This is a genomic window from Sphingobacterium paludis (assembly GCF_004364125.1).
Classification (GTDB): domain Bacteria; phylum Bacteroidota; class Bacteroidia; order Sphingobacteriales; family Sphingobacteriaceae; genus Sphingobacterium; species Sphingobacterium paludis.
In genome coordinates, this window is record NZ_SNZV01000013.1 from 72,659 (window position 1) to 89,338 (window position 16,680).

Sequence of the window (16,680 nt, forward strand, 5' to 3'; positions counted from 1 at the left end):
AATTTCCAGACCTTCCTCAGAAAATAAACTTTTTACGTGACTTCGCGCGTTTAAACGTTTGTAATTTTTAACTTTAGGCCAATTTGTTGACGAATTTAATCAGGCATCTTATGTGTTTTAGACGATTGTTCCCTTATTTTGGTGTGTTATTGATTCTATTGATAGGCATTGCATGCCAATCACATGATAAAAATAAGGCATCCGCTACAAAAACTCCAGAACGACTAACACTCAGTAAAGAGAAAGCAGCGACGATATTTGCGCTGCCTACCCATTGTTTAACCGTAGAATACCCGAATAAAATGGGGGAGGTGCTTGGCAGTGCTGCAGATTTAAAGGAGCCGAAGGTATCGCGCCCAATTTTCTATGGTTGTTTTGATTGGCATTCGTCCGTACATGGCTATTGGTCGATCGTGCGCTTGCTAAAAACCTACCCCGATCTGGATGAAAATGGCGCGGTGCGGGCGTCTTTGAAAAAACATATCAACAAAGAAAACCTAGCGGTAGAAATGGCTTTTTTCAATGACAAAAACAACCTCAGCTTTGAACGTACCTACGGCTGGGCTTGGTTTTTAAAATTGCAGCAGGAACTTAAATCGTGGAATGATCCCGATGCCAAAGCATGGGCGAATGTATTGCAGCCACTGGCGGATTTATTGTCTGAGCGTACACAGGCATATCTTACAAAACTTGTTTATCCTATTCGCAGTGGCAAACATGACAACACCGCCTTCAGCTTAACATTGATGTATGAGTATGCAGAGGCGGTAGGCGATGCCGACTTGCTGAACGCCATCAAAACAAACAGCATACGCCTTTACGAAACCGATAAAAATTGCGACTTGGCCTACGAGCCCAGCGGATCTGATTTTCTATCGCCCTGCCTCGAAGAGGCGTACCTCATGAGCAAAGTGATGGCAAAAGACGACTATAAAAATTGGCTATTGAATTTTATGCCTATCCTTTTCGAACAAGATATGGAGCTTTTAAAGCCCGCTATTGTTAGCGACCGCACCGATGGACAGCTTGTCCACCTTGATGGCTTGAATTTCAGCCGTGCAAACTGCCTGTATGGCATTGGCCAAGCCATACCGGAATTGCAGGCTACCTTAATCCCGTTAGCCAATCAACATATCGAGTTTTCGTTGAAAAATATTGCTGACGACGATTACATGGGGAGCCATTGGTTAGGGACATTTGCTTTGCTAGCGCTGTCAAATCAGCACTAATACCTATGGCTCCCGCGCCATCGTACCTATGGCTCGCAGTTGATAAGTAGAAAATTAAAAAGTAGAAAATTAAAAATTAAAAAGTAAAAATTAAAAAGTAAAAATTAAAAAGTAAGAAGTGAAAAGTAAGAGGTGAAAAGTAATAAAGTTTGTACTCAATACACTAGTCTATGTACTACATACTAAGTACTAACATCTACAAAAAAAATCTCACTACGCACTACGCACTACCCAATACTTTCTACCCAATACGTCCTATGCACTACGCATTACCCCAAGCGGCACGAGGGCATTATTTTCCAAACGCACTTTGACGATCTGGATGCTGCTGAAGCCGTCTTCTTTCGAGATAATAGGCGAGAGGTCGATGCCTTTTTTTGCCAGGGCCTTAAGGATAGCATTGCGGAAGGTAGAGCGGGAAGCTCCCCAACCCTTGCTTTCTACAATGTCATTGTTAAACGTGATCAATTCAGGAATTGAATAGTTGTTGAACTGCTCCTGAAGATGTGCTGATAGATGAAATGCTGTTGACATACAATTTAAAATTAAAAGTTTAACCATAAATTGTATTCAGAAATCTGTGGGTGTAAAAACAAACGTTAAACACATTTTTGGCTCTTTACCCGTATTATTTAACCACCGTGGTGACCACACTCGGTTGGTATTGCCTAAGCAATTCTGAATACTCTACAAACTTAGTAGTCTTTTTTGTTGTATCCAAATTTTTTTGAAAAAAATGTAAAGTCGTCAGTTTATTTCAATGCATGAGTCAGCAAACTGTCATCCTGTCGCAAATTTGGGTTTTGGAATATTCCTTGTTCAGGTCTGCGTGTAAAATAGATAAAACAAAAAAATCATATGCAAGAAAAAGGTAGTATTTCGATACACACCGAGAATATTTTCCCGGTGATCAAAAAGTTCCTCTACTCGGATAACGAGATTTTTTTACGGGAATTGGTTTCCAACGCCGTTGATGCATCGCAAAAGATCAAACGTCTTTCTTCGTTAGGGCAGTTTCAAGGTGACTTGGGCGATCTTACGGTGGATGTGAAATTCGATGAAGCAGCAAAAACGATCACCATTTCCGACCGTGGTATTGGTATGACGGCAGATGAGATCAAAAAATATATCAACCAGATTGCTTTTTCCGGAGCCACGGAATTCATGGAGAAATTCAAGGAAGCCAATGATGCGAACGAAATTATAGGCCGATTTGGACTAGGTTTCTACTCGGCATTTATGGTGGCCGATCGTGTGGAAATTGACTCACTTTCCTACCAAGAAGGAGCAGAACCCGCGCACTGGACTTGTGACGGTAGTACTTCGTACGAAATTTCGGAAGGAACACGCACTGACCGTGGTACAGACATTATTCTGCATGTCAACGACGAGTCCGCTGAATTTTTAAACCAAGCTCGTTTAAGTGAGATTTTAAATAAATACGCAAGATTCCTGCCTGTACCTGTTCGCTTCGGAACGAAATCAGAATCGCAGCCTGATGGCGAAGATGAAGAAGGTAAACCGAAATATACATCCATCGAAGTTGATAATATTATTAACAACACGAATCCAGCATGGACGAAATCGCCTTCCGAGTTAACGGATGAAGATTACTTGGCTTTCTATCGCGAATTGTATCCATACTCTATGGATGAGCCACTTTTCTGGATTCACCTGAACGTCGATTACCCATTCAACTTGACTGGTATTCTTTACTTCCCGAAGGTGAAAAACGAAATGGAAATACAGCGCAACAAAATCCAGTTGTATTCTCGCCAAGTATTCATCACCGATGAGGTGAAAGATATTGTTCCGGAATTTTTAATGTTATTGCAGGGTGTTATCGATTCACCGGATATCCCGTTGAACGTTTCCCGCTCATTCTTACAGGCCGATAGCAACGTCAAAAAGATCAACAACTACATCACGAAGAAAGTTGCAGATAAGCTGAACGAGCTATTTAAAGCCGACCGCAAAAACTTCGAAGCAAAATGGAACGACATTGCGCTCTTCATTAAATACGGTATGCTAAGTGATGAGAAGTTTGCCGAGAAAGCGAACGACTTCTGCTTATTGAAAAATACAGATGCAGAGAGCTATACGCTCAAAGAGTATTACGAGAAAGTGAAAGACATCCAAGTAGACAAAGATGGCAATATCGTCTACCTATACACCAATGATCCAGCGCAACAAGACGGTTTCATCGGATCCGTCAAAGCGAAAGGATATGATGTGTTGGCGCTGGATGGTCCATTGGATACGCATTTTACCGGCTATTTGGAGCAGAAAGGTGGCGAGAAAGTGCAGGCAAAACGTGTTGATGCGGACGTGGTTGATAAATTAATTCCGAAAGACGAACAGCAGACGTTGCTACTTTCTGACGACGAGTCCAAGAAGGCTTCTGAGATATTTGAAAAAGCGATTGCCCGAGGCGATATGAAGGTCGAGATCGATGCGTTAGCAGCAGATGATCTTCCAGTATCGGTTACGATTGACGAGTTCATGCGTCGTATGAAGGATATGGCCAAGACAGGTGGTGGAATGGGCTTCTACGGTACGCTACCTGATAATTATAAGGTAACGGTAAATGGAAACCACCCGCTTGTAAAACGCATTATCGAAAGCGGTGACGAAGATGGCGCGAAGTTAGCAAAACAGGCTTTTGATTTGGCGTTATTGTCAAGAGGCTTGTTAACGGGTGCGGATTTGACTTCGTTTGTGAAACGTAGCGTAGAGATGATCTAAGATCGTTTAACGTAAAGCAAGAACGAAAGTTTTTTGCCGATTGAAAGTGTCTAAAAAAGTTGTTTCGTGCAGCTTTTTTCGGCACTTTCATCGTTTTAGCAAGTTTGTAAAAGCCGATAACCTACCAATCTCCTAAAAAATAACCGTTAGTTTCTCCTAAAAAATCTATAGTTTTATAGATGGACTTTATATACTAAGCGATAGCTAGGAATTTGCCCTATTTGTGCATGGAGCAAGAGCGGATTGGCTGGGTGTCAATAATGAAGTACAGCTTACACCAAAAGTTATAAACTAATCAATGAAGGAACATACAATGCAGAAAAATTCAATCTTGGCCTGGTCATTTGTCGTGGCGTTAGGCGGTTTTTTATTCGGTTTTGATACGGCCGTGATCTCCGGTGCGGAGAAGGCCGTTCAAGTATTTTGGTCGCTTAATGAATTTCAGCACGGACTCACAATGGCTATTGCGCTATTCGGAACGGTGCTCGGTGCGGCCTTAGGCGCTTATCCCTCTGACCGCTTCGGACGAAAGAATACCTTGTTCTTCGTAGCCAGTTTGTACTTCTTTTCGGCCATTGGAACGGCTTTGGCGCAAGACTGGAGTATATTTATTATTTTTCGGTTTCTAGGCGGTATTGGCGTAGGCGTGTCATCCGTGACGGCGCCTATTTATATCTCAGAGATTTCACCCGCCGGTTCCCGCGGTAAGCTGGTGGGCCTGTTTCAATTCAATGTAGTATTCGGGATTTTGATCGCCTATTTATCCAACTACTTTATCGGACAGTTTGGCGAAGAGTCTTGGCGCTGGATGTTAGGCGTTCAAGCGTTTCCAGCCTTCCTATTCTTTGTTCTGATATTTTTGGTGCCCGAGAGTCCACGTTGGTTGCTTTTGCACGGCAATAAAAAAGAAGAAGCTATCCGCGTCATGCAGAAAATCAGTGGCGATCGGTATGCAGAGGATATCGAAGAAATCCTGGCCGCACAGAACCAAACTCAACGAGATGGACGATTATTTTCCAAATCAAATCGGGTGCCCGTGATGCTGGCTATCCTTTTTGCCGTTTTTAATCAGGTTTCCGGTATCAACGCGATTATCTATTACGCACCGCGCGTGTTTGAAATGGCAGGATTGGGCGCACAAAGCTCCTTGCTTTCTTCGGTAGGGATCGGCTTGGTCAATTTTGCCTTCACCTTAATTGCAATTAATTTTATTGATAAAGTAGGCCGGCGCAAGTTGATGCTAATCGGTTCGTTTGGGTTGATCGGATCGCTCGCTTTGGTGTCCTATTCATTTTTTGCAGGCAACACCGAAGGCGTGGCCGTCACGCTTTACCTGATGGTGTATATCGCCTTTTTCGCTTTCTCGCAGGGCGCGGTTATCTGGGTGTTTATTTCCGAAATCTTTCCAAATGATGTACGGGCGAAAGGACAGACCTTGGGCAGTTTAACACATTGGGTGATGGCTGCAATTATAACGTTTTGCTTTCCCGCACTAACCGAGATGCTGGGGGGTGGTTATACTTTTTTAATTTTTGCTGGTTTTATGGTTTTGCAATTGCTTTTCGTGTGGAAGATGATGCCAGAAACAAAAGGAAGATCGTTGGAAGAGGTTGGTAAAAGCGTAGCCCAATCCTAGTTGTATTTGTAAACCTCAACCCCATGAATAGACCATTTTTTTTGATTACCTTTTTCCTGATTGCGATAGTAGGCACGATGCAAGGACAAACCCATTTCTCCACGACCTTTCGTGGCGAAAAGCAGTTTCTTCAAATTCCGATAAAAAACGGTGCTGCCCAAAAGCAAGTTGACCTGTTGGTCAACAATAAAAAAGTACGCTGGTTCACTGCAGAGCTGGCTGCCGATAAAGCAGATTGGTTTGCTTATTTGGATATCAGCGATTGGAAGGGCGCTTCGCTTACGATCCAGGTGGATGGCTTACCGGAGCAGAGCCAGGCCTTCAAGCCCGTCGTACAAACGGATAGCGACAACAAGCAAGGAGAATACGAGGAGCCACGTCGAGGTCAAATTCATTTTTCGCCGAAACGAGGCTGGATGAACGATCCAAATGGTTTGGTGTATGACAACGGAGAATATCATTTGTTTTTTCAGCACAATCCATACGGCGTAAATTGGGGCAATATGCATTGGGGACATGCCGTCTCTAAAGATTTGGTGCATTGGAAGGAACTGGGGGAAGCACTTTATCCGGACGAGTTCGGAACGATGTTTAGCGGGGGAGCAGTTGTCGATACGAAGAATTCATCTGGCTTTGGATCAGCGCAAAAGCCGCCTTTGTTGCTTTTTTATACGGCTGCGGAAAAGAGTTGGACACAGGGATTGGCCCACAGCCCGGATGGTCGAACCTTTCAAAAATTAGAAGCGCCGATCATAGCTAAGATCACCGATGGCAATCGGGATCCGAAAGTGATTTGGCATGAACCCTCTAAACATTGGGTTTTGGTGGTGTACGTAACGGAAGAAGGGGAGCAGCACGCGATGCATTTTTTCACGTCTACCGATATGAAATCCTGGACTTTTGCCAGCAAAGTATTGGGTGGGCAGGGGAACGACCGTTACCTGTTTGAATGTCCGGAATTTTTCGAATTGCCGGTAGAAGGCGCCGCAGGCAAACGAAAATGGGTGCTTACTGGTGCCAATAGCCAGTATGCGATTGGCACCTTTGACGGGAAGACCTTTACCCCCGAAGAAGAGCGTATGTTTAGCCAGCAAGGGCGTGATTATTATGCGGCGCAAACCTTTAGCAACGAGCCTCAAGGGCGTCGCGTTGAGATTGGCTGGTGGCGCACGCATACCAATCAAGATGGCAGCGCATTTAACCAGTCCATGAGTATACCGATGACGATAGCGTTGCGAAAAACAGCGCGCGGCATACGCATTATTCGCCAACCCGTCAGTGAGTTATCGGCCTTGCGCACAAATACCCAAAAGTTGACGAGCAGTACAATCAACGCCTCCTCCGCGAATGTACTGGACTCCTTTCACGGCGAATTGGCGGAGATCAGACTGCGTATAAAGCCGAAAGACGCGCATAGCATACATATCAATGTACGTGGTCTGCATGTTATATACCAAGTGGCCGAGCAGGAACTCGTTGTAGACAATGTGCGTACACATGCCCCGCTGATCAACGGCGAACAGGAGCTCCGGATTTTCGTTGACCGTATTGGCGTGGAGATCTTCGCAAGCCAAGGGGAGGTTTTTATGCCCATTAACTATAATCTGGATCCGAAGAACACGCAATACAGCCTTAGTACATCGGGAGGATCGGCCACTTTGCTGACTGGCGAGCTGTACGAATTGAAAAGCATTTGGTAAAACATGTAGATCGGACGCAGCGCAAAAAGCTACACTTGTTATCGTGTCCTATACATTGGAGCAGAGTAACCGCAATGCTCCGATGTATTCGTGGATTTTTTTGTCTAAATGTCCGGAAACAGGCCCATACTTAGTTTTCCAATAGCTTGTTTCTCTCCTTGATAAGCTCTAGCGCGCAACTTGGCCGCACAAGCCAAACCCTTTAAAAAATTATCTAGTTCAGAATGAACTTCTTGCTGCGACGCGCCATTATTTTGTTTAAAATATTTGGAGGATATGGGTATTTGTTCTACTTTTGTGTCATCAAAATCACGGTAGGTATAGCTCAGTTGGTTAGAGCACTAGATTGTGGTTCTAGGGGTCGTGGGTTCGAGCCCCATTACTTACCCAGAAAATAGAGGTCCAGAAGGCCTCTATTTTTGTTTTATGGCCCTTACTATCAGTTTATTACAGTTTAAAATTGTTGTGAGTTGTGTGTAAAATATAATTTAATACTAATACTGTTTTTAGTTGAAAACGGTAAATTTAACCGCTTTTGGAGTTGTTTTGTCTCATTTCTTGTCTCACGTTTTGTGTTTTGCCTCCCTTCTGTTTATAGATGTAAATACGAATTTAAGAGATTAAGTGTAGATTTTTTATAAATCGGACAAGATATTTTCATGTTTAAACCTTGTAATTATTATGGCTTGATTAGGTATGTTGACCAGATGGATTTTTGATTCTACGGTAAAATTTGTCCAACAATTATTTTAAATGGCATATAATTTAGAATAATCATATCTCTTATATTGAAACATAATGTTGATATTTACATATAGCAAAAGGTAAAGTATGGAAACACTAAAATATAATCTATCAATATTACAGGACAAGGCAAAGGAAAGAACCGTAAAGACCCAAAGTATAGAGTATGATATTGAGACGCTAATAAAAAAACTTGATAGAAATATTATAAAGCTCGATCCCGAATACCAACGAAGACATCGTTGGGATAACAAAACATCTTCAAAGCTGATAGAAAGTTTGATTTTAAATATTCCCATCCCCACAGTATATATTTCTCAGGATATAGACGTGGATAGTGAAACTGAGGATGATGAATTTCGATATTCTGTCATAGATGGACAGCAAAGGTTGACGGCAATCAAGAATTTTTTAAAAAATCTATACCCATTGGAAGGACTAGAAACTCTTAGCGAGCTAAATGGATGCTTTTACAAAGATCTTCCGCCCTTTTTAACTAGGCGTTTAGAAGAACGCAGTATCAAATGTTTGAGAATTGATTCCACTCTCGATGCTCAAGTAAAACTTGACATTTTCGAACGGCTCAACTCTGGTTCAGTGAAACTTGAGGCTCAAGAGTTGCGAAATGCAGTTTATGGGGGGCGATTTAATAATTTACTTAAGGATTTGTCTAAGAATATTAACTTTAGAAAACTGCTTCAGATCAATAATGAGACACCGAAAGATAATAATAAGGTAAAAAAAATGGAAGATGTGGAAATCACATTGCGTTTTTTTGCACTAACAAACAATAGATATGCTCAATTTAAAAAGTCTAAAGATAGAGGATTTAGTAATTTTCTCGACGATACAATGTCTGAGTTTAATAATCTAGATGTTCAGGCTTTAAATGCTTTAAAAGTAGATTTTGAAAACACAATGGAGTATATCGTCCTTAATTATGGTGGTGAAATATTCTCTAAGTATAAAACTGAAGAAGATAACGAAGATGAATTCCATGGAGCTAAGTCAAAACTACTTCTGCAATCCAAATTTAATATTGCTGTTTTTGACGCATTTGCCATAGGAATACATGACGCTCTACAAGAAGGCGTAGACATAAGAGATAAAAAAAGAGCTTTGTTAGATTTATTTTTTGATAAAGAGTTCTATAATTCTGTTTCAGGCAGTTATTTAGATACGAATAAGTTAAAATATCGAATAGAGGCGACGAAAAAAGTATTAGGATGCAGGGGAGTACTTTTGTAAGCAATCGTCTGGAAATGATTGAGATCCGTTTTAACGAGATCGACACATTATTAGATCTAGCTCGTAGTTATCAGACGTCTCCTGAAGTATATATTACTTTATGCCGGTCGGCACATGTCTTACTTGTTAGTCACTTTGAAGGAATATATAAAGATATAGTGAAGGATATCGTAGATGACCTAAATCATTTTACGGATTTTTTCAATGTAAAAGACCCCATTTTTAGAACACACGCTAAGTATTTTACACACGTTGATGAGCATGGAAGTAATGTGGAATCCATTAAGAAAAAGCTATGGGAAGCTTTTAATGGATACAAAACCGCTTTAGTGTTAGAGCCTTTCCTAAGAACCAATAATAAGAATCCAACACCTAAAATCTTGGAGGAAATATTAAAAAAATTTGGCGAACCGAATTTTTTTAAAGGACTATCAAGATCTAAACTCGAAGAAGTTTTTAAGAATGATCGTAAAGCCTCAAGGAAAGTGCTAGAAAGGTTAAAGCGTTACGCTTTTTCGAATGTAAAATGTTTTCCCTATGCCGTTGACAAAGGTTATTTCTATAATACAGTACACGAAGATCAGGTAAAGGATAAAAAAAGTTTATTTGAAGAATTTATCAATGAGTTTCTGAATGATAGGCATAAAATTGTTCATGGTCAAGTGCTAAATAACCCAAAGAATGATGTAGAAATAGCTGATTCTAAAATTAAAATCGAGGTTTTAACTTATGCATTTATTATTTGTTTATGCCATTGTGGGAATCCTATAATAGCACTCGAGGCAGGAATGTAATTTAAAAAGCATCAATTTTTATCCCTTGAATCTGCTCGCCGACTGCGAGTTGAGCGAAGGTCGCTGAAAAGAAATGCGGAAGCATGATTCAGCAATATGTACGAAGTATACGGAGACTGTTGGCGATATTTTGGATCAGCGTTGGGTCGAGCCTTGACTTATCTAAAATAATGACAACATCGTAGCCTGACCGATCTGCAGGCGAGCCAAATTCTAAGAGCGGTTGGATTTTGAACAAGCATTTTCGCTTGGTCAAAATACAGAGAAAGCTATTATGAAGTGAGGAGTTACCAAAGCTTTAAGTATGACAAACTAAGTAACAAGATAAAGGGAATAGTTTTTGAAATACTATTTCCTTTTTTATTTAGTTTGGCGTATCTTAATAGCGGTAATTCCAAAACGGAATGCCTTATTACCAAACGCAATTATTAATATGGAAGAAAAAGTTCTTGAAACACTTGTTGTCGGTTTTACCAAGGTGCTTATTGATGAAGCCAAAACGTTTTTAAAAGACATTACCGATATAGGCTATGATGAAATAATGCAATATATAGGTAAAGATTTAAAGGTTTATTTAACCAAGCACAAAGATAAGTACTCCCATGTTAAAACACTTTTGCGCGGAAATACACCCGTATACCTTTATGATATATATTTTCCTTCTAAACTTTTAGACGGTTTAAAGATTGTCAACACAGAGAGCGGAGTTGATTTATTTAACAAATATAACTGTATTACAATAATCGGTGACGCTGGAAGTGGAAAAAGTACACTCGTAAAGCACTTATTTCTGAATAGCATTTACGAAAAGAAATTCATCCCTATTTTAATTGAATTAAGGTATTTAAATGAAGGAACCATCTCTCTAGAAGACCATATAAAATCAACTTGTAATATAAATAAGCTTAGTACTAATAATAGCATTCTTGAAAGGCTTTTAGATCAGGGTAAATTTGTATTCTTTTTTGATGGGTTTGATGAGCTTGAAGAACGGATTAAGCAGAAAATAATTAAAGAGATAAATAGCTTCGTAAGCAAGTATGTATGCAATAAATTTGTCATCACTACTAGACCTTTTTCAAATATTGAGAACTTGCCTTTGTTTACTAACTTACGTATGAAGGATTTAACTATAAAAGATGGAGAAATAATGGGTTTTGTGTTTAAACAGCTTTCACAGGAAAAGGAATTGGCTGAAAAAGCTTATAAGTCAATATCTCAAGGAGACACACGTCATATCGAAAGCTTTCTAAAAAACCCACTTTTGCTTTCCCTTTATTTGTTGACTTTTCAAAGTCACGCTTCGATACCAGATAAGAAATATATCTTTTACCGCAGAGTAGTTAATGCTCTTTTTTCCGAACATGACAGTAAGACAAAGTTAGGATTTACAAGAGAGAAAAGGTGTGGCTTAGACCAAGAAGGATTTGAAGAAATTTTAAAGTCCTTCAGCTTTTTATCATATTTTGAAGATCAATTTGCTTTCGATGTCGATTACGCAGTCAAAAAAATAAGTCTCATAAAGAATAAAAAAGATGTGAAATTTGACACTGGTTTATTTATGAAAGATCTGAAGTTAGCCATATCCCTGTGGACTGACGACGATGGACAACTGTCTTTTTCCCACAGATCGCTTCAAGAATACTTTTGTGCGTTATTTATAGCGGAATTAAAGGATGATGAAAACAAAAGAGTCTATAAAAAAATTAGACAGACATTTGCGATCAAGGGAGATGGTCATTCCAAGGAAGTCGAAAACTTATTAGACCTCTTAAAAGAAAAAGATGAGTATAATTATAGTAAAAACTTCTATTTACCTCTCTTGAGAGACTTAAATATTGAAATGACTAAGCCCAGTTTTCAAACTGGAGGGGAGATTTTGCTTAACTTTTTTATAGAAGGTTTTAAACTGGAGCGGATATTGTATAGCAGAGGTAGTAGAGAGGAAACAACAACTAGATATTCGTTGCGTTTATTAAGAAGGGCATCAATTTATGAAACTATATATGTTCATATCAATTACACACGCGAATTAGATCGATATTTATACAAAGAGATTCGCACGAATAGTGCAATCAGCGATTTTATCCTACCAAATTTTAGTGACAATTTAACTATTAAAATGGATTCGGATGATGTGGATATTGCTGTTAAGAGTGATTTAATTGATCCTTCGATAAATTTGACCCAAATAACTTTTGATGATTTGAAGTTTGAAGAAGTTTACCAACTTTTCGATACAAAAATTTTGAATGATATTTATGCTAATTTAATGACCTATTTAAAGCTAGAGATCGACTCCTGTAGTAAGTTTATTAAGAAGGTTGAGGAGAACGAAAGAGATTTGGTTGACTTGATATAGAGACCCCTGCTGTTTGGGTGTCATTGCTAAATTTAAGATAAAAAGCTTCATTCATCTGAAGCTTTTTATCTTAATTGAATCATTTACAGCTGCGATTGAATGACACGATATTTTTGTCAGAATGGTATTTGTATTCCAACGATGATATTTTCCCTTGGCTATCCGTAGAATATGTAACCGGGGATCCATCGATAGATTTAACCTTGTTTTTACTAATTTTGCCAAAATATCCTTGTTCTTGAAGTGCCATTTCATCATATTCCAAAAATACGACAGTCATTCGTCTGCCTATCGCCGACAGATTAAAAAGAAAGTAGGGATCATTGCTGTATTCGAATCTGCTTATGTAATCCGTCGCTTTGCCATTTTCATATGCCTGCTCTTTAACTAAATTACCGTTATTGTAAGTAAGACTATAATAGTTGTCACTTGTATTCCGAAGGTAAACTTTAGTTAGAAAACCGTCAGCATTATATTCAAATCTTCTACCGCGGTTCGACGATGTAATTTGATTTGAGCTATTCAGGTTATATATTCGCTCATATTGTCCCCCGCTGGATCCAACTTCTAAATACGACCCTTTCACCACAATAGCGCCGTTGTTGTAGATCATCGTACCTTGCTCAGAATAGTTCTCAGTCTTTACGTCATAGGCGCTAATTTTTCCCTCAGCATCGTATGTGTAGCTAATAATCTCACCGTTTAAATTTATATTGCTTACTCGACACTCCTCTAATTTTTCAGTCGGATCGACATCATTGTCTGAACAGCTGATTAGCATTGAAGCAAATACGGCTAATGATAAAATTGTTTTTTTCATTTTTTGTATGTATTGGATTTCTTGCTCAAGGAAATTGATTTGGTTAATGATAAGCGGCGAGCTATCTATTGATAATCGCTTATTGTTTGTGAAAATAGGATTGTCAGGAACGTTTAAATTACGGGAATCCGTAAAGAAATGAAAATTATGTCATAGCAGCTGTTTAGACCGACTAGCGCCAAATTCGGTGGTTTATAATATAAGCGTGGAGCTATAACCTAGAGCTGCTGCCGAAAGAGGCACCTGAGATGGCCTTACACAAACAACAGATAGGTTACGCTCCACGCATATACGCGTAGAACGTTACCATTGCTGTCCTTGCTGTGTAATTTTTGAATTTCTCAGGTTCTCTTTACGCAAGAACTTTCAGCTAACGCTTAATGTCTTAATATGTCTAGACGCAAAGATATTTAATTCTTCGGTATTTAACCATCAATAATGTGAAATTTCAAACATCTAGCGGAAACCGTCAATAGTTTCAGAGCGAAGATGTTTGAAAATTTCATTTGTGATAATTGCTATTTCACAGTACTATTAATTACCACTGCAATAATGCCAACTGTAATCACGACAAGCATAATGATAAATACCAAAGCCAGTATGGAGCTTATTATCTGTATGACGACTTCCATCACAATTAGGAAAGCTATCAATGATATGATCCACATAATTACTGATACGATAGTCGGTACAGATTTTTCGTTTGATTTCATCAAGCCTATATTTTAAATGGTTACATGTCTCCGTTGTCTCTCATGCTGTAGTATGATTCAGCGGTGAGGATAATATGGTCACAGACCTCGATATCCAACAGCTTTCCAGCTTCAATCGCTTTTTTTGTTAGCGCAAGATCATGTCCGCTCGGTGATAATGTTCCAGACGGATGATTGTGTGCCATTATTATTTTTGATGCGGATGCAGTGAGGGCAATTGAAAATATGACACGTAGATCAACCGTAACAGTGTCTTTGCCACCCATTGCGATGTCAACTATGCCAAGCACATGATTAGCATTGTTTAGAAGGATTACTTTGAACTCTTCCAAGAACTGCATTAAACCTTCATCCCATTGCGTTTTTAATACAGAATAGGCATGTGTAGATTCTTTGATAGTTGGTCGTTCTGAAGGCTTAAAAGTGGGCAAAAATTGTACTTTTATCTCCGATACGTTGGAGATTTTACTTTGTGTTTTCATGAGCTTTAAGGTTTGTTAATAAAATGAATTCTGTCAGGTAGATTGGAGGGGACTATTTGATAGATACTATTAACTCGCTCATATATATAAGCCTAGGGCTATCAGAAATCCATGGTTTAAAAAATATATATATTTGAATTTTTGAGATCTAGAAAATCGGAAATGTCATCTGAAAATAATAGAATGAATTCCAGAGCATTTTTGAGGATGGGGTTATCAAAGCATTTTCAAGCCATTTGCCATTTAAAAGTATGTGTCGGTAAATCAGCTACTTTAATTTATCAGCTGAGTTTTTTGACAATCTAAAAGGGCTTCTGTATGAAGCTCGATGATAAGTAATGTATAAAAGGGGGCGTCTGAGGGTCGTTTGTTAGCGTACTCTGATTTCGATAAATCTGCGGAATTTTAAGGTGCATTGATTCGCTTTCGCATTCTAAATACTAAACCTTAGTGATATAATCTTTTCGTGATATTACCTCAATTTCTCCAATTGATGCTGATACTGCATCCTTGATTTCATGAATAGCCTCTGCGGATAAATTGTCTCCTAATATAATAGTTTGAAAGCAGTTCGTTGGAAGTATTATCCGCCTGTCTTCGGTGCTGGCTTCGAAATTCCAATACATTTTTGTTCTATACTCTTCTTCAAAAGACCATTGGGAAGTCTTGCAGTAGACTCTTTGAAAAAGTGCTGCTTCGTCGCTGGTGAAGGGTAGCGGATAAATAATTGGTAGCTTATCCATATAATGCACCGGACCTCCACCTCCAAGGTATTTAAATAGTTCGCTTGTTTTGTAACCTATACATATGCCATTACCATTGTCTGCGTATTTCTCCCACATTTTGTCATTGTTCCAATTTTCAGTTAAGCTAAGTATTCCGGTGCGTTTAAAATATTGTTCATCGAAATGATTCTGCCATTCCGCAAGTCTAAATTTATTTTTGAAGGGTGCTCTTTTTGTATGTGATCTAGCAAATTCGCGATGTTGTTGGCGAGTGAATTTTGAGTTAATCCTTTTCGAATCAAGGAAATAGTATTCGTATATCTGATTATCTTTAAGCAAATCGAACCTAGTTGGATTATGACAGTCTAATTGATCTTCAAAAGTGTTAGGTGAAGCTAGAAATACTTCTTTTTCAGTTATAAACCGCTTATGATATGTATCTTCCCACGTTCTATATTTATAGACTGTAGGTGGAAGTTCTAATTGGTCTAAAGTGGTTTGTCTTGTATTGACTATGAATTCTTTACTCATTATGTTAGCGGTGAATTGAGTTTAAAGTTCGTCCTTTTCTGCGATATTTACGCCTTCTTTATGGCTTATTTGATAAGTTATCAATGTATAAGTTGCTTACGTAATAATAGGTGAAATCGTAATCCACAATATTAACAGGCTTACACCTATATAATATCATGGACTAACGATCTACAATGTAATATTCGCTTAATTGAAGACTTTTTCCAAAATTACATATCCTTTCACATTGCTACGCGATGTTCTACCGCTAAGCCTGAAAAATCGATTGAAATCCGACATGTATTTCTTCTTATTGCAATAAGGCAAATTGTACTTCTCGACCAAGCTTTTGAACGTAGTTCTAATCATTTCAGTCGAATAGAACTCATTGGTGCTAAATGTAGAGTTCATCTCATCCAAAAAGTCGTAATTACCGGCTCCAGTATGCTCCTTGTCATATTTCACTATCGCGTCAGCAATATGCTTTTTTGAGTAGGCGATCTTACAAAGCTGTTCTTTTCCAAGCTTGTGATACGCATCAATTACATCGGGATACTTTTTCTTTAGCTGATCAAGAGCCTCTTCTTTGAAGTCAATAAAGAAACCTTCCGGCGTTGGGCTGAAAATGTCATCGAGGCGCTCTGCTATACTGCGCACGTTATCTATATAGTTCATTACGCCTTTTACCCGAGGATAGAAACTGTTTAAAGCAAATAGATAGTCTTTCGTGTTTAAAGTGAATTGCTTGGTCAAGTTCTCCGATCTTAAAGCGTTTCTTAATAGCTCTGGATTCGTGAAATGCGATTTTAGTTCTTCCTTTTGAAGATAGTTGTCAACCATGAAGTAATTTAACCTTCCGTCTTCTTTTAGAAATGGGAGTGTAACTCCAACTGTGTCAGTGGATAATTAATCTAACCCTAAAAGCCTCTATTGAGCTTGAGTCTATCCCCAAACCTAATGTAAAGTTGC

The 16,680-nt window shown here is 39.0% G+C and carries 12 protein-coding genes, 1 tRNA gene and 1 riboswitch; of the genes, 8 read left to right on the plus strand and 5 right to left on the minus strand.

What is annotated here, in order from left to right; all coding sequences use genetic code 11:
• Positions 1–110 precede the first annotated feature (110 nt).
• On the plus strand, positions 111–1,229 hold the full coding sequence (locus B0I21_RS18925; protein ID WP_133642062.1) for a DUF2891 domain-containing protein: 1,119 nt from the start codon (positions 111–113) through the stop codon (positions 1,227–1,229).
• Positions 1,230–1,484: 255 nt separating this feature from the next.
• Here the strand turns inward: B0I21_RS18925 and B0I21_RS18930 are convergent, their stop codons facing one another.
• The gene (locus tag B0I21_RS18930; RefSeq protein ID WP_243836264.1) at positions 1,485–1,763 is read right to left on the minus strand and encodes a 5-oxoprolinase; all 279 of its coding nucleotides are present in this window, start codon (positions 1,761–1,763) and stop codon (positions 1,485–1,487) included.
• Positions 1,764–1,826: 63 nt separating this feature from the next.
• Positions 1,827–1,920, minus strand: a riboswitch (SAM-I-IV-variant riboswitch).
• A gap of 167 nt (positions 1,921–2,087) precedes the next feature.
• On the opposite strand from B0I21_RS18930, the gene htpG reads away from it, so the two are divergent.
• From htpG to B0I21_RS18965, 7 genes are all read left to right on the plus strand, one after another.
• The gene (htpG, locus tag B0I21_RS18935; protein ID WP_133642064.1) at positions 2,088–3,974 is read left to right on the plus strand and encodes a molecular chaperone HtpG; all 1,887 of its coding nucleotides are present in this window, start codon (positions 2,088–2,090) and stop codon (positions 3,972–3,974) included.
• 298 nt (positions 3,975–4,272) lie between these two features.
• Positions 4,273–5,610 (plus strand): sugar porter family MFS transporter, encoded by a 1,338-nt coding sequence (locus tag B0I21_RS18940; protein ID WP_243836265.1) that lies wholly within the window; start codon positions 4,273–4,275, stop codon positions 5,608–5,610.
• 23 nt (positions 5,611–5,633) lie between these two features.
• Positions 5,634–7,310 (plus strand): glycoside hydrolase family 32 protein, encoded by a 1,677-nt coding sequence (locus B0I21_RS18945; RefSeq protein WP_133642065.1) that lies wholly within the window; start codon positions 5,634–5,636, stop codon positions 7,308–7,310.
• 314 nt (positions 7,311–7,624) lie between these two features.
• A tRNA-His gene (locus tag B0I21_RS18950) sits at positions 7,625–7,698 on the plus strand.
• 443 nt (positions 7,699–8,141) lie between these two features.
• Entirely contained in the window at positions 8,142–9,302 is a 1,161-nt protein-coding gene (locus B0I21_RS18955; protein WP_133642066.1) for a DUF262 domain-containing protein, read from the plus strand.
• Between the two features lie 14 nt (positions 9,303–9,316).
• Positions 9,317–10,096 (plus strand): HEPN domain-containing protein, encoded by a 780-nt coding sequence (locus B0I21_RS18960; RefSeq protein ID WP_133642067.1) that lies wholly within the window; start codon positions 9,317–9,319, stop codon positions 10,094–10,096.
• Between the two features lie 433 nt (positions 10,097–10,529).
• Positions 10,530–12,458, plus strand: coding sequence for an NACHT domain-containing protein (locus B0I21_RS18965; RefSeq protein ID WP_133642068.1), 1,929 nt, complete (start codon positions 10,530–10,532; stop codon positions 12,456–12,458).
• Positions 12,459–12,537: 79 nt separating this feature from the next.
• On the opposite strand, the gene B0I21_RS18970 is transcribed toward B0I21_RS18965, so the two are convergent.
• The 4 genes from B0I21_RS18970 to B0I21_RS18985 form a co-directional block, all read right to left on the minus strand.
• Complete coding sequence (locus tag B0I21_RS18970) at positions 12,538–13,278, minus strand: hypothetical protein (protein ID WP_133642069.1); 741 nt, start codon at positions 13,276–13,278, stop codon at positions 12,538–12,540.
• A 733-nt stretch (positions 13,279–14,011) separates the two neighbouring features.
• Positions 14,012–14,473: a JAB domain-containing protein gene (locus B0I21_RS18975; RefSeq protein ID WP_133642070.1), complete on the minus strand. Its 462-nt coding sequence runs from the start codon at positions 14,471–14,473 to the stop codon at positions 14,012–14,014.
• 440 nt (positions 14,474–14,913) lie between these two features.
• Positions 14,914–15,729 (minus strand): DUF2971 domain-containing protein, encoded by an 816-nt coding sequence (locus B0I21_RS18980; protein ID WP_133642071.1) that lies wholly within the window; start codon positions 15,727–15,729, stop codon positions 14,914–14,916.
• Between the two features lie 189 nt (positions 15,730–15,918).
• Positions 15,919–16,551, minus strand: coding sequence for a hypothetical protein (locus B0I21_RS18985; protein WP_133642072.1), 633 nt, complete (start codon positions 16,549–16,551; stop codon positions 15,919–15,921).
• Positions 16,552–16,680: the final 129 nt, after the last annotated feature.